22 protein-coding genes and 1 tRNA gene are annotated in these 26,110 nt (G+C 66.3%); 11 read left to right on the top strand and 12 right to left on the bottom strand.

The features are described 5' to 3' along the window. Positions 1-126: 126 nt before the first annotated feature. Entirely contained in the window at positions 127-1,284 is a 1,158-nt protein-coding gene (mauJ, locus tag FHR04_RS05775; protein WP_139401507.1) for a methylamine utilization protein MauJ, read from the top strand. Positions 1,285-1,753: 469 nt separating this feature from the next. On the opposite strand, the gene FHR04_RS05770 is transcribed toward mauJ, so the two are convergent. Next, a tRNA-Leu gene (locus FHR04_RS05770) sits at positions 1,754-1,835 on the bottom strand. A gap of 168 nt (positions 1,836-2,003) precedes the next feature. Then, positions 2,004-2,963, bottom strand: a complete 960-nt coding sequence (locus FHR04_RS05765; protein ID WP_249038998.1) for a nucleoside hydrolase — start codon at positions 2,961-2,963, stop codon at positions 2,004-2,006. Between the two features lie 366 nt (positions 2,964-3,329). On the opposite strand from FHR04_RS05765, the gene FHR04_RS05760 reads away from it, so the two are divergent. Both FHR04_RS05760 and glpX read left to right on the top strand, forming a co-directional pair. Beyond that, positions 3,330-3,686, top strand: a complete 357-nt coding sequence (locus FHR04_RS05760) for a hypothetical protein (protein WP_139401505.1) — start codon at positions 3,330-3,332, stop codon at positions 3,684-3,686. A 166-nt stretch (positions 3,687-3,852) separates the two neighbouring features. Further along, on the top strand, positions 3,853-4,947 hold the full coding sequence (gene glpX / locus FHR04_RS05755) for a class II fructose-bisphosphatase (RefSeq protein ID WP_249038997.1): 1,095 nt from the start codon (positions 3,853-3,855) through the stop codon (positions 4,945-4,947). A gap of 93 nt (positions 4,948-5,040) precedes the next feature. Here glpX and FHR04_RS05750 read toward each other — a convergent pair whose 3' ends face one another. Next, on the bottom strand, positions 5,041-5,478 hold the full coding sequence (locus tag FHR04_RS05750) for an RrF2 family transcriptional regulator (RefSeq protein WP_039683967.1): 438 nt from the start codon (positions 5,476-5,478) through the stop codon (positions 5,041-5,043). Between the two features lie 71 nt (positions 5,479-5,549). Between FHR04_RS05750 and FHR04_RS05745 the strand changes: the two genes are divergently transcribed. The 4 genes from FHR04_RS05745 to FHR04_RS05730 all read left to right on the top strand — a co-directional run bounded on the left by FHR04_RS05745 (position 5,550) and on the right by FHR04_RS05730 (position 9,902). Then, on the top strand, positions 5,550-6,569 hold the full coding sequence (locus FHR04_RS05745) for an imelysin family protein (RefSeq protein ID WP_139401503.1): 1,020 nt from the start codon (positions 5,550-5,552) through the stop codon (positions 6,567-6,569). Continuing rightward, positions 6,569-8,857 (top strand): FTR1 family iron permease, encoded by a 2,289-nt coding sequence (locus FHR04_RS05740; protein WP_221265468.1) that lies wholly within the window; start codon positions 6,569-6,571, stop codon positions 8,855-8,857. Before FHR04_RS05745 ends, FHR04_RS05740 begins: the two co-directional genes overlap by 1 nt. A 229-nt stretch (positions 8,858-9,086) precedes the next feature. Then, positions 9,087-9,269 carry a DUF1540 domain-containing protein gene (locus tag FHR04_RS05735; protein ID WP_039683973.1) on the top strand — a complete coding sequence of 61 codons (183 nt, stop codon included), beginning with the start codon at positions 9,087-9,089 and terminating at the stop codon, positions 9,267-9,269. Positions 9,270-9,383: 114 nt separating this feature from the next. Further along, on the top strand, positions 9,384-9,902 hold the full coding sequence (locus FHR04_RS05730) for a hypothetical protein (protein ID WP_139401501.1): 519 nt from the start codon (positions 9,384-9,386) through the stop codon (positions 9,900-9,902). Between the two features lie 57 nt (positions 9,903-9,959). On the opposite strand, the gene gnd is transcribed toward FHR04_RS05730, so the two are convergent. The 3 genes from gnd to FHR04_RS05715 all read right to left on the bottom strand — a co-directional run bounded on the left by gnd (position 9,960) and on the right by FHR04_RS05715 (position 14,114). Next, positions 9,960-11,531: a decarboxylating NADP(+)-dependent phosphogluconate dehydrogenase gene (gene gnd, locus FHR04_RS05725; protein ID WP_249038996.1), complete on the bottom strand. Its 1,572-nt coding sequence runs from the start codon at positions 11,529-11,531 to the stop codon at positions 9,960-9,962. A gap of 118 nt (positions 11,532-11,649) precedes the next feature. Continuing rightward, positions 11,650-13,581 carry an MDR family MFS transporter gene (locus tag FHR04_RS05720; RefSeq protein WP_139401499.1) on the bottom strand — a complete coding sequence of 644 codons (1,932 nt, stop codon included), beginning with the start codon at positions 13,579-13,581 and terminating at the stop codon, positions 11,650-11,652. Beyond that, complete coding sequence (locus FHR04_RS05715) at positions 13,578-14,114, bottom strand: MarR family winged helix-turn-helix transcriptional regulator (RefSeq protein WP_081995050.1); 537 nt, start codon at positions 14,112-14,114, stop codon at positions 13,578-13,580. Before FHR04_RS05715 ends, FHR04_RS05720 begins: the two co-directional genes overlap by 4 nt. A gap of 394 nt (positions 14,115-14,508) precedes the next feature. Here FHR04_RS05715 and wrbA point away from each other — a divergent pair, with 394 nt between their 5' ends. Next, positions 14,509-15,129, top strand: coding sequence for an NAD(P)H:quinone oxidoreductase (gene wrbA / locus FHR04_RS05710; RefSeq protein WP_139401497.1), 621 nt, complete (start codon positions 14,509-14,511; stop codon positions 15,127-15,129). Between the two features lie 188 nt (positions 15,130-15,317). Here wrbA and FHR04_RS05705 read toward each other — a convergent pair whose 3' ends face one another. From FHR04_RS05705 to FHR04_RS05685, 5 genes are all read right to left on the bottom strand, one after another. Then, complete coding sequence (locus tag FHR04_RS05705; protein ID WP_139401495.1) at positions 15,318-16,733, bottom strand: MATE family efflux transporter; 1,416 nt, start codon at positions 16,731-16,733, stop codon at positions 15,318-15,320. A 362-nt stretch (positions 16,734-17,095) separates the two neighbouring features. Further along, the gene (locus FHR04_RS05700; RefSeq protein WP_139401493.1) at positions 17,096-17,953 is read right to left on the bottom strand and encodes an MBL fold metallo-hydrolase; all 858 of its coding nucleotides are present in this window, start codon (positions 17,951-17,953) and stop codon (positions 17,096-17,098) included. 44 nt (positions 17,954-17,997) lie between these two features. Beyond that, positions 17,998-18,276, bottom strand: a complete 279-nt coding sequence (locus FHR04_RS21175) for a GNAT family N-acetyltransferase (protein WP_183944788.1) — start codon at positions 18,274-18,276, stop codon at positions 17,998-18,000. A gap of 78 nt (positions 18,277-18,354) precedes the next feature. After that, positions 18,355-19,548: a hypothetical protein gene (locus tag FHR04_RS05690; protein ID WP_139401491.1), complete on the bottom strand. Its 1,194-nt coding sequence runs from the start codon at positions 19,546-19,548 to the stop codon at positions 18,355-18,357. Then, positions 19,545-20,390 carry a TrmH family RNA methyltransferase gene (locus FHR04_RS05685; RefSeq protein ID WP_139401489.1) on the bottom strand — a complete coding sequence of 282 codons (846 nt, stop codon included), beginning with the start codon at positions 20,388-20,390 and terminating at the stop codon, positions 19,545-19,547. The genes FHR04_RS05690 and FHR04_RS05685 overlap by 4 nt, the downstream gene beginning before the upstream one ends. A gap of 128 nt (positions 20,391-20,518) precedes the next feature. Between FHR04_RS05685 and FHR04_RS05680 the strand changes: the two genes are divergently transcribed. Continuing rightward, positions 20,519-20,923 (top strand): YchJ family protein, encoded by a 405-nt coding sequence (locus FHR04_RS05680; RefSeq protein ID WP_139401487.1) that lies wholly within the window; start codon positions 20,519-20,521, stop codon positions 20,921-20,923. 29 nt (positions 20,924-20,952) lie between these two features. Here FHR04_RS05680 and FHR04_RS05675 read toward each other — a convergent pair whose 3' ends face one another. Continuing rightward, positions 20,953-22,206 (bottom strand): 3-isopropylmalate dehydratase large subunit, encoded by a 1,254-nt coding sequence (locus FHR04_RS05675; protein WP_139401485.1) that lies wholly within the window; start codon positions 22,204-22,206, stop codon positions 20,953-20,955. Positions 22,207-22,368: 162 nt separating this feature from the next. Between FHR04_RS05675 and guaA the strand changes: the two genes are divergently transcribed. After that, a complete protein-coding gene (gene guaA / locus FHR04_RS05670) occupies positions 22,369-23,913 on the top strand; it encodes a glutamine-hydrolyzing GMP synthase (protein WP_139401484.1) in 1,545 nt (514 codons plus the stop codon). A gap of 266 nt (positions 23,914-24,179) precedes the next feature. Further along, the gene (locus FHR04_RS05665; protein WP_139401482.1) at positions 24,180-26,090 is read left to right on the top strand and encodes a glycosyl hydrolase family 28-related protein; all 1,911 of its coding nucleotides are present in this window, start codon (positions 24,180-24,182) and stop codon (positions 26,088-26,090) included. Positions 26,091-26,110: the final 20 nt, after the last annotated feature.

The following is a 26,110-nucleotide window of genomic DNA, read 5'->3' as shown; positions in this document are numbered from 1 at the left end:
GAGTGCCCCCACCTCCCTGCGCTTTGGCGTGGGCGGGTGGGGGCTTTTTTCCGTTTATCACTCCTGGATCCCGGCTACCCACCATCATGCTGCGCCTAGTTGCTGGATGACCTCTACTCTTGACCTATGGATTGGCGACAGTGGTGGGACAAGGTGTGGTTGGGCAAGAAGGAACCGTTGAGCGAAAACCAGAACGTAACTGAGCCATTGAGCAAAATCCAAAACGCAACCGAACCATTGAGCGAAACCCCTAATCCATTAATGAGCGCCACCATGGATCGACCATATGGAAGTACCTGGTTATGGGCCCAGGCTGTATTCATTTACCATGACAAGCCAGAAACAACTGCAATTGGAGGAGCGGGGATATATGATGTAATGATAACTTTAATGCATCCCACTATGTCAATATTTAGGACGAATATCGTTTTCAAAGACGATGGTATCATGGGAGATAGCCTACTCATATTAGAAAACGACATGGAGATCACAGATTCAAGACCGCACGGCAGCTATAGTCTCTTGCTTTTGCGGAATGACCAGGGGCGACTCGGCTTAGTAAAACTTCGAATTACCGAATCAGACTTCACTACTGCGGAAGTGGCAGGAATGGGTCTCGCCCAACCTTTTCTAAGCCTGTTATCTGTCACACACAATATATCACTGAGCGTACATGCGGTTACAATAAGGGAACAGGCTACTGGTGCGATAATCGTAAGTTCTGGAGTAGCTGGTCAAGAAAAATATGTGAATATTCAAAACTTTTCAAATCTACCTGTGATTACCGAAGAGCCAATTGCTCACATCTTTAGTGCTTACCGCGAAGCCCTGAACGCTCAGGATCCATTTCAAAAGATCATCAGTTTCTGGAGAGTGTTTGAAGGGCTGAAGCGAGCGCGGGACTCTATGATTAGAGCTACCCCCGTAGATAAGCGCAAGGACTTATTTTCCAAGCACAAGCTTCCCGCACTGATAGAGGACTTGCCAGAGCGTTACCGCCTTGATGCGGCCAGGAGGCCCGATCTGTTCGCTCGAATCTTGGGTAAATCGCACCAGGATGCGATAGAGCAGTTCACAAGCGAATACCGGGACGCCGTCGCTCATTTGAGGCTCGATGACAAGAAGGACGGTACATCAAGGCCCATACGCTTCGCAGACAGCTGGGGGGATGTGATGAACTGCTGGCACACGTCGCAAGTGATCGAATACGTTATACGCGATTATTTGAAGCTCATTTTAAGTGTCCATCCCAAATTCAGCAGCCTTGAATTGACCGAAGCCTGAATGTATTTCATCAACAGTTGGTATGCCCTGAACGGTTCTGAGGAGCATCTTATGTCTCAGTGCCAGCTGTCCTCACCACCGCAGAGATCGCTGACCTGATCGGCCGCATGTATGCCGCCGATCAGGGCGAGTCAGATGACCTGCGCAGTGCAGAGGAGCGCACCGCGCTCGCGTACTACCTAGGCTGCCACGAGGAAGCCCGAGCTACCGCCTAGAACGCGTGATCTTTAGACCTAAACCCCGAAGGCTGGGACGCAACCGAGTACTGGCTGGATCTGGAGTTCATCGAGCCCTGCCCAGAACATCAGGTGTGACGCAGGAGAGCGTTCCTTTTGACTCCTCTCCCCTCTCATGGAATCCAAATAAAAAGCCAGTTGCCGGAAAGGTTGCAGGAAAGCAGTCATAGGGGCGTCTTTGCCAGCAGAACTGAAAAAGGAAAAACCCCGTCCAGTACGGGGTCTTCTTATTGTGGTGCCGATGGGGGGACTCGAACCCCCACGGTTTCCCGCTCGATTTTGAGTCGAGTGCGTCTACCATTCCGCCACATCGGCCCGCCGTGCCAGGACGCGGACGGAATGTTAGCGCGCCGGGAGGCGGGCGGTCAAACCTGGCGGCGAGGGCGAGGGACTCTGGAGGTCAACCTGCCAGCGGAACGCCAGTGCGCCATCCCGCCTTCCCCAACAGAACTGGAGTCTTTGGAGAAGTGAAGTCCACCGCCATCAGGGCAAGCGGCCCAGCCGTTCCAGCAGCAACGCAAAAAACGCCGCGTCGCGCACGCCCACAGCCACGCGGGCATTCTTACGCGCCTGCGAGGAGCCGTGCAGGTCACAGACCGTGCGGCCAAAATTCAGGCCCTCCTGCACGTCGATGTCCACGCGCATATCCTGCCAGTCCAGCAGGTCCGGGCGGATCACGGCGGCGGCGGCCAGGGGATCGTGCAGCGCGCCTCCGCTCAGGCCGTAGCGCTTTTTGTACACGCCGGCATAGAACGTCAGCAACTCGGACGACACCGCTCCGGCGCGGTTGCCCAGGCCGCGCAGCGCCGCGATCCGGTCAGGGTCCGCGATGCACTGCATGGTCACGTTCAGGCCCACCATCCGCAGCGGCACCCCGGACTCGAAGACGATCTGGGCCGCGTGCGGATCGGCCAGCACGTTGAACTCTGCCGCTGGCGTCGCGTTGCCGCCGGTGGTGCTGCCGCCCATCCAGACCACCTCTTTCACCAGTTCCGGCAGCTCGGGAGCCAGACGGAAGGCCAGGGCCAGATTGGTCAGAGGACCAGACGCCAGCAGGGTCACCGCATGCGGATGCTCACGAACCGTGCGGATGATAAAAGCGGTGGCGTGTTCAGGTTCGGGGGCGCGGACCGGCTGAGGCAGCCCTCCGGCAGGCAGGCCGGAATCCCCGTGGACCGCCGCCGCCGTCACCAGATCCCGGACCAGCGGTTCCTGCGCCCCGGCGAAGTACGGCACGCCCTCACCCGCCGCCCCGGCCAGGGCCAGCGTGACCCCGGCGTTGTGGACCGTCAGGGGCAGGCCCACGTTGCCGTGCGTGACCGTGATGCCCAGCACCTCCACTTCCGGGCTGGCCAGGGCCAGCAGCCACGCCACCGCGTCGTCCAGGCCAGGATCGCCGTCGAGAATGACTTTCAGAGGTCCTGATTGGCCGGAGGTGTTCACCCGCCGATTGTAGAGGCCCGGCTGACCCTGGGCCTGACCGCGCCCCGTCCGTCCGCCTGTGCACTCGCCGATACGAAGTCGAGCTGAAGTCTATGTCCAGACTGAAGATTCTCCCTGGAGCCTGTAGGTCACGCTGCCGATCAGCCCGACCGCCGGACACACCGACCCGCGCTGGTGGCCTGATCAGCCTCCCGGAGACGGTGCCGACCCTCTCTCCCGATTCACAACGAGAGAACACGGACAGACCGCACGTTCCCACCCCTGCTACCCTGCCACCATGCGCGAGTTTCTGAACGACTGGTGGCGCCTGCTCAAGCTGATCGTCGGCTCGCTGGCCATTCCAGTCCTCCTGTGGGGGCTTCTGGTGTGGACAGGGGTCTTGAAATAGAGCCAGAGGAACAGAGTGCCGAGTGGAACAGACACTTCGATTTTGCCGGCGTCCATTCCTCATCGGTGGCCGACTGGGTGGACGGCTTTCTGCGCGGCCCCGGAGGCAATCTGGCGCTGGCCGACGGACTCAGGCTGGCCCCCAGACGCTGGGAAGGGCCGCTGTGGCTGCCGCTGACGGCCCTGACACGGTGCTGTGGGCCTGAAGAGCAGATGGAATACGTGGTGGAGGCCGACAGCTGGGAACGGCGACTGGCTGGGCTGGCCGCCCACCTGGCTTCCGGCGGCACCTTGCCCCCACTCTCGCCCAGCGCCGCCCGGAAGGGCTGTCGGTGAGGGATGGCAACCACCGCCTGGGGATGCTGGAACGGCTGGGCGCGACCCACGCCGCCGTGCTGGTCTGGACAGACCTCCCCGACTGCGGGCACTGACCACTGGCACTCCGGGTCTGGAAACGCTCCCAGACGCTTGAAATCAGGGTGGGCGTGTTAGCGTCTCTGGTATGACCTCCAAACGGCAGCCCACTGTGAAGGCCAGTTCCGCCCCTACCACTGACCCCTCCCCCGAAGAGACGGCCAGCACCCCGTCAGACGCCAGCACGCCGCGCCCGGCCAGAAAGCAAACCGTGCAGAGCTTCGAGCACGCGCTGGTGCTGGAAACCGCCCGCGTGACCGAGGGGGCCGCCCTGGCCGCCAGCAAATACATGGGCCTGGGCGACAAGAACGCCGTGGACGGCGCGGGCACCGAGGCCATGCGCGAACTGCTGAACTCGCTGGACATCCGGGGCACCGTGGTCATCGGTGAGGGCGAGATGGACGAGGCCCCCATGCTGTACATCGGCGAGCAGGTGGGCAATGGGCAATACGAGGTGGACATCGCCGTGGATCCGGTGGAGGGCACGGAGGTCACCGCCAAGGGCCTGCCCAACGGTCTGGCCGTGATCGCGCTGTCCGAGCGCGGCGGCCTGATGCACGCGCCGGACTGCTACATGGAAAAACTGATCGTGCCGCCGCCCGCAGCGGGCCGCGTCAATCTGGACTGGCCGGTGGAGGCGAACCTGAACGTGCTGGCCCAGAGCCTGTCGCGCGATGTGGATGACCTGATGATCACCATTCTGGACCGCGAGCGCCACGCGGATCTGATCCGGCGGGTGCGGGCCACCGGAGCGCGCGTCAAGCTGATCGGCGACGGGGACGTGATCGCGGGCATCGCGGTGGGCGTGCGCGGCAGCGGCGTTCACGCACTGATGGGTTCAGGGGGCGCACCCGAGGGCGTGTTGAGTGCCGCCGCCTGCAAATGCCTGGGCGCCGAAATCCAGGGCCGCTTCATCGCCGAGGACGACGCCATGCGTGAGCGCTTCAAGACCATGGGCGTGGACGAGCAGCGCATCTACAAGACCGCCGATCTGGCCCCCGGCTCGCAGATCGTCTTCTCGGCCACCGGCATCACCTACGGCGAGATTCTGGACGGCGTGCGGCGCTTCGCGGGTGGGGCCAGGACGCACACGCTGGTCATGGGCTACGCCACCCGCGTGGTGCGCTTCATCGACAGCATCCATCTTGAGGACGACACCGCGCGCGTGACCATCCGGGTCTGAGACCCAGGCCATTGGGCGCAGACGGGAGGCCCGGCCTGATGGCTGGGCTTCTTCAGTTTAAACCTTCACAGATGCACGCCCGCCTGCCCCGCACTACGCCAGCTGAATCAGGCGGGCGTGTTGCTTCTCGTCGGCCTCCACGATCAGATCGGCCAGCGTGGTGCTGCCCAGCACGTCCCGCAGCGCCGCGTCCACCCGGAACCACAGGTCCTGGGTGCCGCAGACGTTCTGGCTGTCGCAGGTGTGATCGTCCTCGACGCACTGCACCGGGGCGATGCTGCCCTCCAGGGTGGTGACCACCTCGTAGGCGTTGATGCCAGCAGCGGCGCGGGCGAGCTGATAGCCGCCCCTGGCCCCGCGCACGCTCTGCACGAAGCCGGCGCGGCGCAGCCCCCCGACGATCTGCTCCAGATAGTGCAGGCTGATATCCTGCCGCGTCGCCACTTCCTTGAGCGAGATGGGCTGCCCCGGCTGACGGCCAATCTCGATCAGCGCCCGGAGGCCATACTGCGCCCGCGTTGAAATCCACATAGAACAACCTCCTCCAGTTCTTCCCGTTCCAAATCTTGACTTGTTTGCTCAGGATAGTCCAGTATGCGGGTATGCGACTCGTGACCGCCCTGCTGGGCCTCGGCCTGATCTCTCCTGCCGCCGCCGCCGATCTGAGCGGCGTCAAGACGTACCTGAACGGCAAGCTGGACACGCAACTGGCCGGCACGCGGGCGCTGAGCGCGGCGGCAGACAGGTACTACGCGCTGGCGAAAGGGACGAATTTCGACTACAAGGCGCTGGCAAAAACCCCCCAGACCCGCGCCGCGCTGCAGGCGGCCCGCGCCGGGTGGACACAGGCCAGCCCCGCCTACGAGGCCATCGAGGGCATCGTGGCCGGGGTGGACGCCCTGAGCGAGTTCGACGTGATTCTGGACGCCGGAACGAGCGCGGCAGACGGCGGCGAGGACGTGGTGCCGTTTGACCTCAAGCTGCCCAATGGCAAGACGCTCGCGAAGCCCGGCAACCTGTTCGGCGTGAACGAGGGCACGCTGTGGGGCACCGTGAAGGCCTACAGCAGCGGCGTGGCCTTCGACGTGGACGGCAACGGGAAAATGGATTTCGGCGATGGGTTGCCCGACGCCAACCTGCTGAAGGCCGCCGCCGCCGAGCTGCACCGCCAGAGCGGGGAGTTGCAGAAGGCCGCGAATGCCTGGAAGCCCAGCCGCGAGGACGTGTTCGGGGCGCTGGTGGGCAACGTGCCCACGGTGGGGCCGGTGTTCTTCGAGGACTGGAAGTCCAGCCCCTTCGTGATCGGCAACCAGAGTGTCCGCACCGACTTTGTGGTGATCTCGCGCATGGCCGATCTGGTGGGCAACGTCAGCTCGTGGCGGGCCATGTACCGGGGCCTGAGTCCGGACGTGAAGGCGAAGAACGCCGCGCTGGACACCCAGATCCAGTCGGGCCTCAACGAGCTGGCGCTGTACGTCAACAGGCTGGTGGCCCGCGAGCAGACCCGCCGCTACACCCCCGAACAGGCCGAGGGGCTCCAGCGGGAGGCGCAGAACCGCGCCACCGTCATCACCGGACGCATCACCCAGGCGGCGGCGTTGCTGGGTGTGAGGATCGACTGATGGGCCGCCTGCGACTGGCCGCCCTGCTGGCCTTGAGTGCCGGACTGGCCGGGGCCACAGACCTCGCCACCCCCGCCGAGAAGGTGCGCTCCTCGCTGGCCGAGGCGGGCCTGGAAGTCGCGTTTGACCGGGCCGAGGCCGCAAGGCTGGTGGGGCAGGCGCAGGGGGCTTACCAGACCGTCGAGGGCGAGTGGCAGACGGCTGATCCTGCCGCCGCCCGTGAGGTCAGGGCCGCGCTGACGGCGGCGGACGCGGCGGCCAGAACAGGGAACGAGATCGCCCTGAACCGCGCCGGGGCGGCGGCCTGGACAGCCCTGCTGCGCGGCGCGTACACCGGGCTGGAAGCGAGTGTGCAATCTGGCAACGCCGACGCCGCCCGCGACTGGCTGGCCGCCCGCGAGTTCCGCGTCGCCAGCCCGCTGACCCGCCTGAACGCCGACGCCACCGGGGCGCTTGAGGCGCTGGCCGCCGGCACCCTGAAACCGGACGCGGCCCTGAAAGCGGTGCGCTCGGACGTGCTGGACGGCTATCAGGCGCGGCTGAACGACGCGCTGCGCGAACTGGAGACCTCGCAGGCCCGCGGCTTCCGCACGCTGGCCGCCGGGCAGGCCGCGCTGGCCCAGGGGTATTTCCAGTTGCTGCGGCCCGCCTACGTGGCGCAGAACGGGGACGCCGCCGCCGCGCGACTGGACACCCAGTTCGCCGGTCTGCCCCAGACGCTGGGTGCCGTACAGGCCAGCTTCGCGGGCTTCCGCGCCGCCCCCCTGAGCGAGCGGGAAGTCACGGCGCGGGCCTCGCAGGTCACGCGTTTCCTGTCGCTGGTGCCGGTGGAATACGCGCGCGGCGTCAAACTGGACGGGGGCCGCGCGGTGGTCACGCAGGAGGTGGAGGTGGGCGAGGCCCGCACCTTCCTGGGCGGGGCCGTGTCCGCGCTGGCCGACATCGCGCCGCTGCTGCCTGACGGGGACGCGGGCCGCACTCTCAGCAGTGATTTCGCTGCATTGAATGCCAGCCTTTCCCCGCAGGCGATGAAAGCCCAGCCTCTCACCCCTGCTACGGTGGAAACGCAGGTCAAGACCCTGCTGGGCGACGTGAGAGCCGCCTTCCCCGCCGAGTGGCAGAAGGCCGACGCGGGCGCGGATCTGGACGTGGTGCGCACCCAACTGGACGCCGTGGTGGCCGCCGCCGGGGCCGGGGAATGGGCCGCCGCCGAAACCGCTCGCCTGGACGCCTACGCCCTGCTGGAAAGCGGCACCGAGGCACGCATTGCTGTCTTCAATCCGGAGCTGAAAGCCCATCTGGAAAACTTGATGTGGAACGGGACGGCCCCGACAGGGCTGGCGACGCTGATCAAGAAGCAGGCCCCGGCGGGCGAGTTCAAGGCCACCCGCGCCGAACTTCAGTCCACCCTCAAGGAGATTGCCAAGATCCTGGGCACCGAGGTGGCGCCCGCCGCCGTCGCCACCAACGCCGGGATCATCGTGTTCCGCGAGGGGTTAGAAGCGGTGCTGATCCTGGCCGCGCTGATGGGCAGCCTGCGCCGCGACTCGGTGCGCCACCTGCGCCGCCCGATGTGGCTGGGCGCCGCCGCCGCCTTCGGGGCCACCGCCGTGACGTGGTTCGTCATGCAGGGGGCGCTGTCGCTGCTGGGCCGCTACGGCGAGAAGCTGGAGGCGGTGGTCAGCGTCATCGCCATCGGCGTGCTGCTGCTGATCATGAACTGGTTTTTCCATCAGGTGTACTGGACAGACCGCATGGCCTCGTTCCAGAAGCACAAGCACGAACTGACCACGGGCGGCAATGTCCTGAAGGCGCAGTGGTGGGGGCTGGCCGTGCTGGGCTTTACCAGCATCTACCGCGAGGGCTTCGAGACGACGCTGTTCCTGCAATCGCTGGTGCTGCAGGCGGGGGCGGCCTCGGTGCTGGGCGGCACGGCGGTGGGGCTGGCGCTGGTGATCGGCGTGGGCGTGGCCGTGTTCAAGTGGCAGGCCAAGCTGCCCATGAAAAAACTGCTGATCTGGACGGGCGTGCTGATCGCGGCGGTGCTGGCGGTCATGGTGGGCAACACCGTCCACACCCTGCAACTGGTGGGCTGGCTGCCCGTTCACCCGCTGCCCTTCACCTTGCCCGCCAGCCTGGGCCTGTGGCTAGGCCTGCACGCCACCTGGGAAGGGGTGCTGCTGCAAGTCGGCTCGGTGGTGGCGGTGGTTGGCTCGTTCTTCGCCGCCGAGGCCCTCAAGACGCGCGAACTGCGCCAGCGTCAGCGCGGGGCCGCCGTTCATAGCTAGCCGGGGGTTCATTCGGGAAAAGGCCGGGAGGAGATCATCTTCCCGGCCTTTTCCTGTTCTTTACACAGATGTCATTGAGAAAAGAGGTTTTGGATGGGAAGAGTGCCACCAACGCCTTTTCCTTTCCCTTCTTGATCTCCGACTAAACCACTCTGTTTGATTTCTCTGGTCTGTTTACATGACGCAGCGGCCTACTGAAAAGCCAGGACACCATCGCTACAGTCATGGCATGAACAACAACGACACCCAGTCCATTGTCAGCCGTTGCGACGCCACCGCCTGCCGCTTCAACAGCGATCAGAAGTGCACTGCCGGGCAGATCGAGGTCAGCATGAGCGCGAATCAGGCGCAGTGCCTGACCTTCAGCCCCCGCGCCGATGCCCAGGGCCAGCAGCCCAGCGCCCAGCAGTAAACCCCTCTCCAACCTAGCCGGAACTTCCCATGATGGGGGCTCCGGCTTCTGTCTATCCATCCCTTTTCATCGGCATTCATCTGTGCTTTAATCCTGAGCAGAGGACTCGGAATTATGCCCAGACTTGCTGCCTTTCCTGCCCCCACCGCCCTGCCCGATCCCCACGGCGTCGCCACGCTGGCCGCTGCCGAGGCGGTGCTGGCCCAACTGTCGGGCCGCGCCCCGCTGCGCGTCGACTCGGTGTCGGTAGAGGGTGGCGCGGCCGTGCGCTACGCCCTGTCACCTGATCTGGACGCCCTGCGCGCCAACCGTGGCCTGCTGGAAGACGTGGTCATGGCTGCGCTGGCCGCCCCTGTGGCCGCCGAACTGCTGGGCCTGACCCCGCCGCAGCCCGCCGCCTGTCGGGACGCCCGCACCCTGCTGGACGCCGCCCTGACCGAGCCGGAGGAACGTGAGGTGCTGGACGCCTACCTGAGCGTCCTGAGCGCCCGCACCCGCATCAGCCTGCGCCGCGCCTGGGCCGAGATCGGGGTGGTGGCGGCGGGCCTGCGCGAGCACGGCACCCTGGACGCGCAGGACGTCCGGCACCGCATGGCCTGTGCCCAGGGCATCCGGGGCACGCTGCTGAACTGAGGCAAAAAGACGCTGCTGCCTGACCCGGCGGCAACGTCTTCTCCTTGTTGAAAGCAATCAGGCGTTATAGGTACTGCTGGACGTGCTGCCGCCGCGCCCGGTCCAGTTGGTGTGAAAGAACTCGCCGCGCGGCCTATCGGTCCGTTCGTAGGTGTGTGCACCAAAGTAGTCGCGCTGGGCCTGCAAAATATTGGCGCTGAGGCGGGCACTGCGGTAACCGTCGTAATACGCCAGAGAGCTGGAAAAGGCGGGCGTCCACACGCCGCGCAGGGCAGCGGCAGCCACCACCTGCCGCCACGCCTGTTGTGACGTGCCAATGGCCTCGGTGAAGTAGGCATCCAGCAGCAGGTTCGGCAGCGCGGCGTTTTCGTCGAAAGCGGCCTTGATCCGGTCCAGAAACGCCGCGCGGATAATGCAGCCGCCGCGCCACATCTGGGCAATGCTGCCGAAGTCCAGGGTCCAGCCGTACTCCGCCGCCGCCAGTTCCATCATCTGAAAGCCCTGAGCATAGGAGCAGATCTTTGAGGCGTACAGCGCCTGACGCACCTGCTCCACGAAAGCGGTCTGATCGGGTTTGTCACCCACGTCTTCGGGACCGTGCAGCACCCGGCTGGCCTCCACGCGCTGGTCTTTTAGCGAACTGAGGATGCGGGCAAACACGGCCTCGGCGATGGTATTGGCCGGTGCACCCACGTCCAGCGCCGTGACCGAGGTCCACTTGCCCGTCCCCTTCTGCCCGGCGGTGTCCAGAATCACGTCCACCATCGGCTGGCCCGTCTCGTCGTCGGTCTTCTGCAGGATTTCGGCGGTGATCTCGATCAGGTAGCTGTCCAGCTCGCCCCTGTTCCACTCCTCGAAAATCGCGCCAATTTCGGGGGCGGACAGGCCCAGCACATCGCTCAGCAGGCTGTAGGCCTCGGCGATCATCTGCATGTCGGCGTACTCGATGCCGTTGTGGACCATCTTGACGAAGTGACCCGCGCCGCCCTCGCCCACCCAGTCGCAGCATGGCTGGCCGTTCACCTGCGCGGCGATGCCCTGAAAGATGGGTTTCAGGGCGGGCCAGGCCGCCGGATTGCCCCCCGGCATGATGCTGGGGCCGGTCAGCGCTCCCTCCTCGCCGCCGGAGACCCCCGCACCGACAAACAGGATGCCGTGTTCGGCCAGCGCCCGCTCGCGCCGAACAGTGTCCGGGAAATGGGTGTTGCCGCCGTCGATGATGATGTCGCCCCTCTCCAGCAGCGGCGCAAGCATGTCGATAAAGGCGTCCACAGGTGGCCCGGCCTTGACCATCAGCATGACCTTGCGCGGCGACTTGAGCAGGCTGATGAAGGTGGGCAGATCGTCCGCGCCCAGAATCGTCAGGCCCCTGGCCCGCCCGGCCACGAACTCGTCCACCCGGCTGGCGGTGCGGTTGAAGGCGGCCACGGTGTAGCCCCTGGACGCCATGTTCAGGATCAGGTTCTCGCCCATCACGGCCAAGCCGATCACGCCGATGTCGGCGGCGGCCTCGGTCACGGGTGAGGCGATCATTTGCCGCGTCGCCACCGCCTCGGAACGCACAGTTCCGGCCGTTGCTTCTGCGGCAGAGGCGATCAGATCGGCAGTTTTCGTTTCGGCTTCGGTCATGGCAACTCCTTCAGGACGAACGTGGGCGGGAACGGATTCGGCGGTCAGCATAGGCGCAAAAAGACGGGGGAGGCCGGGCCGCCATAGCCCGCCTCCCCCATCATGTTCTCGGGTGCGCTCAGCCTTCCAGCGAGGCCAGACCGCTGCGTCCCTCGCCCTGGGGGCCGCCCTGGCCCTCGCCCTTCTTGGGCAGGCGCATGTTGGGCATGGGCAGCGTGCACAGCAGCGCCAGCAGCGCCACGAAGATGCTGATCAGGTAGATGCGGCTGATGGTGTTGGCGAACGCCACCTTGAAGGCCCGGCTGGACAGGTCAAACACTTTCCTGGCGTCCGTGACGGCTGCCTTCTGCGCCTCGTCCAGCTGCGACTTGATCTGCGTCAGCACGCCGGCCCGGCCCTGCTCGGACTGCAGGGCGGCGGCGGGAATGTTGCCCAGGCCGCTGCGCAGGGCTTCGGGTAGGCTGGGATCCTGGGTCAGCGCGCTCAGGTCGCCGCCCTGCACCGCCGTTTCCACGCTGCCGAAGGTCTTGGCGAAGCCCGCCGTGATCTTCGCCTGCACGCTGTCGAAGGTGGGGGCGTCCCCGCCGCCGCGTGCGCTGCCCGCGTCCGACGCCTGTTTGGCGGCTGTCTCCAGCTGTGCCACCACTGCGGTCGGCTGCCCGGCCTCGGCGGCGCGGAACTGCTCGGGCACCTGGGTGGCCAGGGTGCTGGTCAGCACCGCGCCGAACACGGCGGTGCCGATGGTGCTGCCCATCTGCTGAAAGAACTGCCCCGAACTGGTCGCCACGCCGATTTCCCAGCGGTGTACGGCGTTCTGGATCGCCAGCGTGAACAGCGGCAGTGCGGGGCCAATGCCCAGGCCCAGAATCACCATGTAGAAGATGACGCGGCCGTACGCGGTGTCGGCGTTCAGGGTGGAGAGCAGGTAAAAGCCGCCGATCATCATGGCCAGACCGATCAGGATCAGGTTCTTGTAGTAGCCCAGGCGCGAGGCCAGTTGCCCGCTGGCGACCGAGCCGATGATCAGGCCCACGGTCAGCGGAATGGTGGCGGTGCCCGCCTTGGTGGCGCTGACGCCCTGCACATTGACCAGGTACAGGCTCAGGAACAGGATGGCGCCCAGGAACGCCGCGCCCAGGAAGAAGCGGGCGGCCACGCCCCACGCGAAGGTGGGATTCTTGAACAGCGTGAGCGGCAGAATCGGGCTTTCGTGGCGCGACTCGACGAACAGGAAGGCGATCAGCGACACCGCCGCGCCCGCGAACAGCGCCAGCACCGTTGGATTCGTCCAGCCGTATTCCGGTTCGGCGCCGAAGGTCAGTGCCAGCAGCAGCGGCACCGAGAAGGTCAGCACCAGCACCGCGCCCACGTAATCGATCTTGGGCTTCAGGCCACTGGCCAGCCGGGGCATCTTGCTGAAGATAAAGGCCAACGCGATCAGGCCAATCGGCAGATTGACGTAAAAGACCCAGCGCCACGAGATGTTGTCGGTCAGAAAGCCGCCCAGCAGTGGCCCGATCACGCTGCTCAGGCCGAAGACGGCGCCGAACAGGCCCTGGTAGCGGCCACGTTCGGCGGGGGCGAAAATGTCCGCGATGATGGCGAAGGCCACTGAGGTCAGCGCCGCCGCGCCGAAGCCCTGCAGGCCCCGGAACACGATCAGCTGCATCATCCCGCCGCCGAACAGGTTGCCCAGGAACGGCTCGCCGGACATGCCGCACAGCGCCGAGCCGAGCAGAAAGACGACGATGCCGAACATCAGCACCGGTTTGCGCCCGTAGATGTCCGAGAGCTTGCCGTAGATGGGCACCATGGCGGTGCCGGCCAGCAGGTACGCGGTGGTGACCCAGGCGTACAGGTTGATGCCGTTCAGGTCGGCCACGATGCGCGGCAGCGAGGTGGCGACGATGGTCTGATCCAGGGCGGACAGGAACAGGCCCAGCAGCGTCCCGATCAGGATCAGGATTTTGGTCTGATGCGGCAGAACCTCGGCGTAATTGATGCGGTCCTCGGCACTGGGGCCGCCGGACGGTGGTGCGCTTTGAGTCATAAGGGTTCCTCGGAGGGGGTAGGAGGCCGGTGGGTGGGGTGCAGGCTGGCCTGATCAACCTCGGCGAGCAGCGCGTTGATGGCGGTTTCAGCCGCCCGGAGGGTCTCGGGGCGAACCTGACCGAACACCTCGTTGTAGGCGCCCATCATGGTTTTTTCCTTGACGCTCAGGAATTGCTGCCCCTTCTCGCTCAGGGCCAGCAGCTTCTCGCGGCGGTCCTGGGGGTTCTCGCGGCGTTCCATCAGCCCGCGCCCGACCAGTTCCTGAATCAGCTGACTGGTGGCAGGCAGGCTCACGCCCACATGCTCGGCCAGCGCCGTCACGCTGATGGGCGCGAAGGCCCGCACCTTGTAGAGGGCCGTCATCTGCGTGAAGCTCACGTCTTCGCCCTGCAGTTCGCTTTGCAGGTGGCCCATCATCTGATCCGAGACCAGGCGGTGAAGCTGACGCATACACGCGGTCAACCGCTCGACGGGATCGTCGCTGTCGGCCAGCACGGCACATGGAGGGCGGGGTGGATCAAGGCTGCTCAAGGTTTCACCATCTTGCTTAAGATACTGAAACCATTTGAGACTATGAAACGTTAGATTGCCTACATGGTTAAGCCCATTGACCTACGTCATATTGCTTACCCTCTGCCTACCAGACCGATATAGCCAGAATCAGCGGAACGCCGCGCTGCCATTGGCTCGCTGCCTCGCCGCTTGGCCTTAGCATCGGCAGAGTTGACGGGTGCCCCTGGCCGCCAAACTTGTGCTGGCCTGCCTTGTTCGCGGAGGTGGCCGGTGCCAGCACTCAGCCAAGGTTGGTGGCCCGAGGAGGCTGGTCAACCGTTCGCCGTGCTGTCATAAGCCCTTCAATAGCGGATCAGCCAAACTCCTATCCTTTAATATTGAACTATCCTCTTGCATGGTGTAGGATTGGAACATGACAAACCCAAGCACATCAGAATCCAAAGCGGTCAAGCTCGCCATCGTGTACTACAGCACCTACGGCACCAACCACGCGATGGCCAACGAGGCCGCCGACGCCGCCCGCGCCGCCGGCGCCGAAGTCCGCCTGCTCAAAGTCCAGGAAACCGCCCCCCAGGCCGTCATCGACACCCAGGACGCCTGGAAAGCCCAGCAGGAACGCACCGCCGACGTGGCCGTCGCCTCCCCCGACGATCTGGAGTGGGCCAACGCCATCCTGTTCAGCGCCCCCACCCGCTTCGGCGGCGCCGCCAGCCAGATTCGCGCCTTTATCGACACCCTGGGCGGCTTGTGGGGCACCGGCAAGCTGGCCGACAAGACCTTCAGCGCCATGACCAGCGCCCAGAACCCCAACGGCGGGCAGGAAACCACCCTGCAGACGCTGTACATCACGGCGATGCACTGGGGCGCGATTCTGATGCCGCCCGGCTACACCGATCCGGTGATCTTCGCTTCGGGGGGCAACCCCTACGGGGCCAGCGTGACCGCCAACGGCGAGCCCTTGAGCGACGCGGATAAAGCCACCATCCGCCATCAGGCCAAACGACTGGTAGAAGTTACCGCGAAACTGCAATAAACGGGGTAAGCAGCAGGGGGAGGCAGGGCCACACTGGCCGCCTCCCCCTGCTGCTCTCGTTGTGCCCGACGGTTTGCGGCTCATGTTGGAACATTCGGGAAGTCTCCGAAGCTTCCTCCAGATCACGCAAATCGTCTGTTTTGCTCTTTTCAGTCCGATGACCGGGGGCACGTTCAGCGCAATCCGGCTCAGGCGACGGACACCCGCTCCGGCTGGCCTGTCTGGGCGCCCTGCTCCAGCGCCAATTTCTCCCAGTTCACGCGGCGGCGGCGCCACTCGAAGATGCCCACCTTGACGATTTCCTCCAGACCCCGCGCCAGAAAGACGCCCCACACGCCCAGCGGGGTGTACAGGCCCAGCCAGATCGCCAGCGGCAGCCCCACCACGAACGCACCCACCACGTCGCCCAGAATGATGCCCTTGCCGTCGCCCGCGCTGGGCAGGATGCCGCCGCCCACGATCATGTTGCGCACCTTGAACACCTGCGTGCTGGCGTTGATCAGGATGCCCAGCAGGGCGATGTGCTGCACGGCGGCTCCCACTTTCGGAAACAGACCGGGAACGATCAGGGCGCTCAGGGCGAACAGCACGCCGAAGCCCAGGCCGGTCACCAGTCCGGCGCGGGCAATCCGGGCCAGCCACAGCTGCGCCCCCGCCGCGTCGCCCTGGCCCAGCGAGCGTCCGATGAACACGGTGGCCGAACTCATCAGGCCAAACGAGCCGACGATGAAGATGCCCTCCAGGGTGGACACGATCTGGCTGGCCGCCAGCGCCACCGTGCCGACACGGGCGAAGACGGCGGCGTACAGGAAGTTGCCCATGCTCCAGACAAATTCGGTAAAGGCCAGCGGCGCGCTCAGGGCGATCAGCGGCCCGGTAATCGCGCGCAGGGCGGCGCGGGTGGGAAATTGCAGCGCGGCCAGATGGCGCGGCCCGTACACCTGATAGGCCAGCAGCGCGGCCTTGAGCGCGTTGGCGATCACCAGCGCCCAGGCGGCGCCCACCACCCCCAGTTGCGGCAGCGGGCCGACGCCGAACACCAGTCCGTAGGCGACGAGGCTTTCGACCACCACCGTGCAGCTCGTGACCACCAGCGGCGTGCGGGCGTGCCCCAGCGAGCGCAGCGCCCCGCTGAAGATCCAGCCCAGCACCCCCGGCACCAGGGCCAGCATGCTGACCTGCATGTACGGCACAGCAGTGCGGGTCACGTCCTCCGCGCCGCCGGCCAGGCGCAGCAGTGTGTCCGCGTTCAGGATGATCGGCACGGTCAGCGAGCCCGCCAGCAGCAGGCTGACCGCCAGCGTGACGCTGAGGGTCTGGTTGACACCTGCGCTGTCGTTGGCCCCCGCCCGCCGCGCGATCAGGATGCTGGTGCCCGAACCCAGTGCCCCCAGGGTCACGAAGAATAGAAAGCTCAGGCTGCCGGTCAGGCCCACGGCGGCCACCGCCACCGCCCCCAGCACCCCCACGATAATCTGGTTGATAAAGGTCAGCACCAGCTGAATGACCATCTCCAGGCTGACGGGCACGGCAATGGACGCGATCTCGCGCATGGGCGACTTGATCGTTTCAGATGGCACGGTGAGGCTGGGAACGGCAGACATAACGCGCCACAGTAGCGCACCAGCGGCGCACGCCCATAGGCCAGATGGCGGAGGAGGGGGCTGACACCTACACCGCAGCGCGGCAGTCAGCCCGGCAAGAGGTCAGACCAATTCCGGTTGAACAGTTCCAAAAACTGTTCAACCCGAGCGGAGCGAGAAGGAAGAGAACGGTGGCCGGGAAAGGAGTGACCAAATCGGCGCTTTCCTGATTTGATTACGGATTGGACGGAAACCGTATCAGGCCGTCTTGCTCTGATTCCCGAACATCCGGGAACCCCACCGGATGTTCGTCCATCGCCGCAAGACGGTGTTTTTGCCACTCGCTTCGCTCGGGTTCGTCTTCGACTCACCGCAATTTGGTCTCAGGCCGTCTGATCCCCATCCGGCACCGCCACGAAGCCGCCCTTCGGATTCTCCTGAAGGCGGGCAAAGGGGATCTGCGGATCGTGCGGTGTGCAGATGATCGCGCCTTCCTCGAACCACTGCGGCAGGTACTGTTTGCGGGTTTCCAGCGTGGTCACCGGGTACAGGTCATAGCCCATGATGTACGGCGTGGGCGCGTGGGCCAGGGTGGGCACCAGATCGGCCACGTACACCAGCGTCTGCCCGCCATTTCGCAGAATCACGCCCTGCTGGCCCAGGTTGTGGCCGGGCAGCGGCAGCACGCTCAAGCCGGGGCGCAACTCGTGTTCGCCGTCGATCAGATCGAACAGCCCCGCGTCCGCGATGGGTTCGTAAGTGTCGGGCACGTAGCTGGCGCGGTTGCGCTCGTGGGTGTGGCGGGCATCGTCCAGCTCGCGCTTTTGCACGGCGTAGCGGGCGTTGGGGAAGGTAGGCGCGTTAAGCGCGGTGGTGTTGCGTCCGGCATGATCGAAATGCAGGTGGGTGTTGATCACCAGATGAATGTCGTCCGGGGTCAGGCCCGCGTTTTCCAGGCCCCGGAACACGGTTTCGTCCCGGTCCAAGCCGTAGATGGTTTCGAACTTCTCGCCGCCCCGGTCCCAAAAGCCGGTCTCGATCAGGATATTCTCACCGCCCAGCTGCACGAGCAACGGGTTGATGCGCAGCGGAATGCGGTTCAGCTCGTCCGGCGGGGCCACCCGCTGCCACAGCGTCTTGGGCACGCTGCCGAACATCGCACCGCCGTCCAGCCCGAAGCTGGCGTCCGTGAGGCTGGTGACTTTGACTTCTCCGATCTGCCGCGTGTGGTTCCAGGCCATCGGCCCACACTAACAAACGTTAGGTCGAAAGTCGCCTGACCGCCCTACACGCCGCCCTCCAGCCCCAGCGCCCGCCGCTGCTCGGGCGGCCGCAGCTTCAGGCAGGTGGGATGCTGGCGGATGGAGTCCGCGACAAAAGGGCCGGTGGGCACCGCATTCAGGCCGCGTGTCCGCAGATCGTCCAGCTCGGTGTGGGGCAGCTCCCTCCCGTGTTCCAGCGGGCGGTACTCGGCGTGCCCCGCCAGTTGCCCGTCCACGTAGACCTCGTCCTGCTGTGCGGCCATGTTGGCCTTGAAGGTCACTTCCCCTGCCTGGGTGGTCATGCCGCAGGGAAAGTCGTGGGTTGGTGCGACTCACGCACCGCAGCTTGAGGTTTCTTGGCCGTTCGCCCGGCCCGGCGGCTACTGCAGGTGTTCGGACCCGTCGGCCAGGGCCTCCAGCAGCCGCGTGGCCTGTTCCAGCAGGTGCGCCTGCACGCGGGCGGCCGCGCGGGCCTGCCGCCAGTCCAGCCGCACGCGGGCCAGGCTCAGGGGATCGCCGCCGCGCTGGCCCAGCACCTTGAGCCGTTCTTCCAGCGCTCCCACCTGTTGCCACAGCGGCATGAACCTGGCCTGCGCGGTGCGGGCCGACTGGAGGGTGGCTTCCAGCTGTGCCCGCGCCTCGGTCTCGGCGGCGGTCAGGATCTGCTGGGCGTGCATGACGGCCGGCGCCGCGGTCGGCTCAGCTTCCGCCCGCCACTGGGCCAGCTTCAGGGCGTGCCGGGCCCGCAGCACCGCCGGATTCAGCGGCACCTCCAGCGAGAAGAACGCGCGGTCCAGCCGGGCCTGCGGCGACGACAGCGGCAGGTCCGCGTCGTCGGCGTCGATCAGGGGCAAGAAGGCTTCCAGAAAGGCATCGAGCTGGGTCAGGGTCAGGCGGGCGTGGGCCAGCTGCGCGCCCACACTCTGGCCGCCCTGCTCCTCGGCCTGCAGTTCGCGGACATGCAGGCGCAGCCACTCGGCCTGGGCGACGGCGGCGGCCACCGCGTCGGCCACCTCGACGCGCGACTGATCGGCGCGCAGGCTGCCCAGCATTTCCTCGGTTTCCCAGCGCCGCACCTCGGCCACGGCGGCCTGTACGTCCCACTCGGCGGTTCCGGCCAGCCCCCGCAGCGTGGCGTCGGCACGCACAGCGGCCAGATTGCGGGCCGCGATCTCGGCGTTGGCACGGGCCAGCAGCAGCGGCAGGTCATGCGCGCGCCGCCCCCAGCGCAACGGCGCGGGCGTAGGCTCGGGGGCCAGCGGGCCGGCGGCGCTGAGCTGAACCGGCACCGGAACGGTCTGGGCGTACTCGGCCAAGTCCACGGTGGTGCCCTGCAGCCAGCTGTCGGCGCGGGCGTCCCCGATGGTCTGGCGCAGGCCGCTGTACACGTCTTGCAGCACGGCCACCACGTCGCGTGGCCCCAGCGTCCGCAGGGCCGGCCAGCCCCGGCGCTGCACCGCGCCCTGAATCGCTGCCTCGGCCCCCGGCAGCCCGAGTTCCTGGCCCAGCCGGGTCCGCAACCACTCGCGGTAGGGATCGTGACCGGATTCGGCGTGACCGGCGCCGGAAGTCACTGGCCCGCTCCAGCAGCGGCCACAGCCCGGCGCTGTCGGACACATTCGAACAGCATCAGCGCGGCGGCGGTGGCCACGTTCAGGCTGTCGGCTGCGCTGCCCGGCTCCATGGGAATGCGGACGCTCAGGCCAGCGCCAGACGCCTTACTGTCTTCGCCGCCCATCTGCCGCCAGTGCGCGGGCAGCCCGCCGTGTTCGGTGCCCAGCAGCAGCGCCACCCGCCCGGTCAGCGGCGCGTCCCAGTACACCTGCGGCGCGTCGGGGGTGCAGGCCACCGTCACGCAGCCCTGCGTGTCGAGATAGCTGTAGGCATCCTGCTCGTCCAGCGCCGCCACCGGCAGGGCAAACACACTGCCCTGGCTGGCCCGGATTACGTTGGGACCATAGGGGTCTGCGCCGCGCCCCAGCACCAGCACCGCCGCCGCGCCCGAGGCGTCCGCCGTCCGCAGGATCGCGCCCACGTTGCCGGGTTTCTCCAGACCGTCGAGCACCACCACCACCGCGCCTTCCGGCAGCTTGGGCAGATCGACCGTGGGCCGAGGCGCCACCCCCAGCAGGCCGTCGGGATTCTCGCGTCCGCTCACCTTCTCGAAGGCGGCAGCGGACAGCAGGGTGGGGACGACCGGCAGCGCGGGGGTGACCTCGGCGGCCTCGGGACTGTGCAGTTCGGGACAGCTGAAGACCTCGGTGGGCTGCACCCCGGCGGCCAGCGCCCGCGACAGTTCACGCGCACCCTCAATCAGGATCACGCCCTCCTGTTCGCGGGCGCGGCGGCCATGCAGGCGCACCAGGCGTTTGAGCTGCGGGTTTTGCAACGAGGTGATGGGTTCGGCGCGGGTCATGCCGGGTCATTATGGCAAACCTCCCCTGTCTGCGCCGGGACAGCGGGGGCACCGCTCCGGGCGCACCTTCCGCTGGACCCGGTTCACCTGAACCCACCCCCACCCCCCGACTGCGTTAGCTTGACCGTATGCCGCTGGCCTATCCGCCGTTCAAGACCTGCCCCTGCGGCTCCGGGCGCAGCTACGGGCACTGCTGCGGCCCGGCGCACGACGGCACGCGGCCCGCCGCCACCCCCGAAGCCCTGATGCGCTCGCGCTACTCGGCCTACGCGCTGGGCAACGCCCCGTACGTGCTGGCGACGTGGCATCCGGATACCCGCCCACCCGAACTGCACCTGAACGCGGGCACCCGCTACCTGTGCCTGAAGGTGCATGAGACGTCCGGCGACGAGGTGGAATTCACCGCCGCCTTGCAGGTGGACCGGGGCGAGAAGTACGTGTTGCGCGAACGCAGCCTGTTCACGCAACTGGACGGGCGCTGGGTCTACGTGGACGACATCACGCCGCCGACGCTGGACGCACCGGAGGGGTAGACACCGCCCTCAGCGGGTGGATTGGGTGTTTACGCTGCCCCCACGTCCCCCGGCAGGGCAATCCGGCCCATCACCGCCGTCGCTGCCGCCACCGCCGGACTCGCCAGGTAAATCTGCGCGTCCTTGTCGCCCATGCGGCCGATGAAGTTGCGGTTGCTGGTGGACACGCAGACCTCACCCGGCGCCAGCACGCCCTGATGACGGCCCATGCACGGGCCGCAGCCCGGCGTGCCCAGCACCGCCCCGGCACGTTGCAGGGTCAGCAGCGTGCCGTCCTCCATGGCCGCCTCCATCACCTGCGAGCTGGCGGGTATCACCAGCAGGCGGGTGCCGGGGCTGACCCGCTGGCCCTTCAGGACTTCTGCGGCGGCGTGCAGGTCCTCCAGCCGTCCGTTGGTGCAGGTGCCGATAAACACCTGATCCACCTTGAGTCCGCGCAGCTCAGACACGTCATACACGTTGTCCACCTCGCTCGGCGCGCTCATGCGGGGGTTCAGGGCGCCCAGATCGAGTTGAATCTGCTGGACGTAGGTGGCGCCGTCATCCGGATAGACCCACTCCGGGACGTCGTACATCGTCAGGATTTCGCCGCCGGGCACGACAAGGCCCACCTTAGCGCCCGCCTCCACGCACAGGTTCGCCAGGGTCATGCGCTCGCCGCGCGTGAATCGGTCCCCGGCATGAATCTCGATGCTCTGGTACGTCGCGCCGTCGGCGCCCAGCGTCCGGATCATCTCCAGGGCCACATCCTTGGCGCTCACTCCTGGGCGCAATTCGCCCGTGAACGTCACCTTCACGCTTTCGGGCACCTTCAACCACGTCTTGCCGCTGGCGGCGGCCAGGGCGATGTCGGTGGCCCCCATGCCGGTGCCGAATGCCGCCACCGCGCCGTAGGTGGTGCTGTGGCTGTCGCTGCCCAGCACGATCCACCCCGGTTTCGCCAGCCCCTCCTCCATCAGCACCTGATGGCAGATGCCGCGCCCCACGTCGAACAGCGCCACCCCCGTCTGCGCGGCGTATTCGCGGGCCTCCTTCTGCGCCTGCGCCACGCTGACGGTGCTGGCCGGGGCCACATGGTCCACCACGATAGACACGCGCTCCGGGTACTTGGGCACGGCGGCGAGGTCTTTTTGCATGCGCTCGATAAAGCTCTGCGCGATGGAATCCACCACCATCACCTGATCGACTTCCACCACGGCGAGGTCTCCGGCGTATACGGCCCGGTCGCCGCGCCGCGACAGGATCTTCTCGGCCATCGTCTGGGGCTTTGGGGCGGACATCATGGGCCTATTGTGCCGCCTGCCGGACAGGTGCAGCGTGAGGTTGACTGGAAAGGACGCCTTATGGCTTTCAAATGCCAGCCGTCGGCACTGCCAGCGGCAGCGGTCAGGCGACAGGAGGGAGCCGTCTGCCGCCCCAGGCCCCGCCGTGCCACAATCGGGGCGATGAGCGTCGTCATTCTGGATTTCGGCAGTCAATTTACCCGCCTGATCGCCCGGCGGTTCCGCGAACTCGGGGCCTACAGCGTGATCCTGCCCGGCACGGCCACGCTGGAGCGCATCCAGCAGGAAAACCCGCAGGGCATCGTGCTGTCGGGCGGCCCCAGCAGCGTCTACGACGCCCAGGCCCCCAGGCCCGCCCCCGGCGTGATGGACCTGGACGTGCCGATTCTGGGCGTGTGCTACGGCATGCAGTACCTGGCCCAGGAGGCCGGCGGCGACGTGAAACGGGCCGGCAAGCGCGAGTACGGCAAGGCGGACCTGACCCGCTACGGCGGCCAGCTGTTCGAGGGCATCAGCGGCGAGTTTGTCGCGTGGATGAGCCACAGCGACAGCGTCACCCAGCTGCCCCAGGGCTACGAAGTCATCGCCGAAACGAAGGATACGCCTGTCGCCGCCATCGAGAATCCGCAGACGCGGCGCTACGGCCTGCAGTTTCACCCGGAAGTGGTGCACACGCCCAAGGGCGGGCAGATTCTGGGCAACTTCCTGACCATCTGCGGCGTGGCGCGCGACTGGACCGCCGAGCACATCATCGACGAGCTGGTCTCGGACGTGCAACAGCAGGTGGGCGACGGGCGCGTGCTGCTGGCCATCAGCGGCGGGGTGGACAGCTCCACGCTGGGGCTGCTGCTGGCGCGGGCGGTGGGGGACCGGCTGACCGCCGTGTTTATCGACCACGGCCTGCTGCGCCTGGGCGAACGCGAACAGGTGGAGGCCGCCTTAGTCCCGCTGGGCGTGCATCTGGTGACGGTGGACGCCCGCGCCGAGTTCATGGGCGCCCTGGACGGCGTCTCGGACCCCGAGCAGAAGCGCAAGATCATCGGGCGCGAGTTCATCCGGGCCTTCGAGCGCGAGGCGGCCCTTCAGGCGCAGGAGCACGGTGCCTTCGACTTTTTGGCGCAGGGCACGCTGTACCCGGACGTGATCGAGTCGGCGGGGGGCCTGAGCGCGGACAAATCCGGCGCGGCCAACATCAAGAGCCACCACAACGTCGGCGGGCTGCCCGAGGACCTGAACTTCAAGCTGGTGGAGCCGTTCCGCACGCTGTTCAAGGACGAGGTGCGCGAGATTGCCAGGTTGCTGGGCCTGCCGGAGCACATCCGCATGCGCCACCCCTTTCCGGGGCCGGGGCTGGCGATCCGCTGCCTGGGCGCGATCAGCGAGGAGAAGATGGACATTCTGCGGCGGGTGGATGACATCTTCATCTCCGGTCTGCGCGAGTTCGGGCTGTACGACGGCTGCTCGCAGGCGCTGGCGATCCTGACCCCGATCCAGAGCGTGGGCGTGATGGGCGACGAGCGCACCTACAGCTACACGGCGGCGCTGCGGGCCGTGACCACCGACGACTACATGACCGCCGAGTGGGCGCGGCTGCCGTGGGACTTTCTCGCCACCATGAGCAACCGCATCGTCAATCAGGTGCACGAGATCAACCGCGTGGTGTACGACATTACCGGCAAGCCGCCCGCCACCATTGAATGGGAATGAGAGGGCGACGTCCGGGCACCGTTACGCTGGGTAAGGTCCGCTGTGTCCCCTTCGTCTTTGCCCTGATTCATCTATCCTGATTCATCTATAACGCACGCCTGAATCTGGCGTTCAGCGTGCAAAACTAGTTGGGCAGGTCAATTCAAGCGAATGGGGCGAGGTCAGGCAGCGGGCCAGATCAAGCGCCCGCACCGCCGCACAGGTCCAGGCCACTGGGGCTGCGCTCGCCGGTTCTATCCCAGGATTGACTTCAAGGGGGCCACCGCATGCACCGAACCCTTCGCGCCACCGCCCATCCCTGGACCACCCGGCCGCCGGAACCGCGCCGTCACCTGCCCGCGTTGCTGGGACTGAGCGTGCTGCTGGCCGCCTGCGCCCCGCCTGCCCCCGTACCAGAGCCGCAGCCGGAGAACCGCTCGCTGGGCGAGAACGTCAAGGTCTTCGATCCCAGCATGCCGACCAGCGAGATCCAGGCAGCGGTAGACGCGGTCAAGACACAGCAGGTGAACGCGGAGTTCGGCGGCGGGCGCTACGCCCTGATGTTCAAGCCGGGCACCTACGGCACGCCGGACAAGCCGCTGTTCATTGATGTCGGCTACTACACCGAAGTGATCGGTCTGGGCCGCACGCCGGGTGATGTGGTCATCAACGGTCACGTCAACGTCTACAACCGCTGCCTGGACACCGGGACCGACGGCCAGCCCAGCAACTGCATCGCGCTGAACAACTTCTGGCGCTCGGCCTCGAACCTGACGGTCAAGGTGGCGGGCGGCGAGGGCTGTCAGGCGGCCACCAATTTCTGGGCCGTCTCGCAGGCGGCCCCGATGCGGCGCGTTCATGTGGACGGCAAATTCAGCCTGATGGACTACTGCTCGGCAGGGCCACAGTTCGCCAGCGGCGGCTACATTGCCGACTCGCTGTTCAGCGGCACCGACGCGGTGATCAACGGTTCCCAGCAGCAGTTCATCGTGAGAAACAGTGAGATTCCCGGCTGGTCCAACGGCGTGTGGAATCAGGTCTTCTCCGGCGTCAAGGGCGCCCCGGCCACCAGTTTCGCCACCCTGGACGGGGACGGCAAACCCGCCAACCCGTACACCACCCTGCCGATTACCCCGATGTCGCGGGAAAAGCCATACCTGTATCTGGATGCCGCAGGTGAGTATCAGGTGTTCGTGCCGGGCGTCAAAACAAACTCCAGCGGTGTGAGCTGGGCCAGCGGTCCGGAAAGCGGAGGCAAAACCCTACCGCTGAGCGGTTTTTTTATCGCCCGGCCTGGCGATCAGGTCTCTATCCTGAACGCGGCGCTGGGCGCTGGGCGCAGCGTGCTGTTCACGCCCGGTGTGTATGACATCGATCAGACGCTGCTGGTGAACAAGCCCGGTACGGTGCTGTTGGGCCTGGGTCTGGCCACCCTGACAGCCCAGGGCGGCGCCGTGCCCGTGAAGGTGGGGGACGTGAGCGGCGTGAGCGTCGCCGGCCTGACCATCGACGCTGGCGCCACCAACTCGCCGGTCCTGCTGCAGGTGGGCACGCCGGGCGGCGCAGGCGGCAGCGCCAGCGATCCGGTGGCCCTGCACGACGTCTTCTTCCGCATCGGCGGGCCGGGGGTGGGCAAGGCCACGACCAGCCTGATCGTCAACAGCAACCACACCATCCTGGACCACATCTGGGCGTGGCGGGCCGATCACGGCCAGGGCGTCGGCTGGACAGTCAATACCGCCGACCACGGCGTGATCGTGAACGGCGACGACGTGACCGCCACCGGCCTGTTCGTCGAGCACTACCAGAAAGACCAGTTGATCTGGAACGGTGAGCGCGGCCAGGTCGTGCTGTTCCAGAACGAGATGCCCTATGACGCCCCCAGCCAGGCCGCGTGGCAGCACGACGGCATCCTGGGCTACGCGGCTTACAAGGTGGACGACGCGGTCACCACCCATCAGGCCTGGGGGCTGGGCAGCTACATCTTCATCAATTCCGGCGCGGACATCCACGCCACCCACGCCTTCGAGGTGCCGGTCAGGGCGGGGGTCAGGTTGAACAGCCTGCTCACCGTGCAGCTCAACGTCGGACTGGGCGTGATCGACCATGTCGTGAACATGACCGGACCAGCGACCATTCCGCCTGCAGGGCAGACGGAAGGCTCCACCGTGATCAGTCTCAAGCAGTTTCCGGAGTAGCCCCCAAAGCACCGACAAGG

It is taken from the genome of Deinococcus radiopugnans ATCC 19172, from assembly GCF_006335125.1.
Lineage (GTDB): Bacteria > Deinococcota > Deinococci > Deinococcales > Deinococcaceae > Deinococcus > Deinococcus radiopugnans.
Note: the sequence above shows the minus strand (reverse complement) of the source record. Positions and strands in the feature narration are given on the sequence as shown.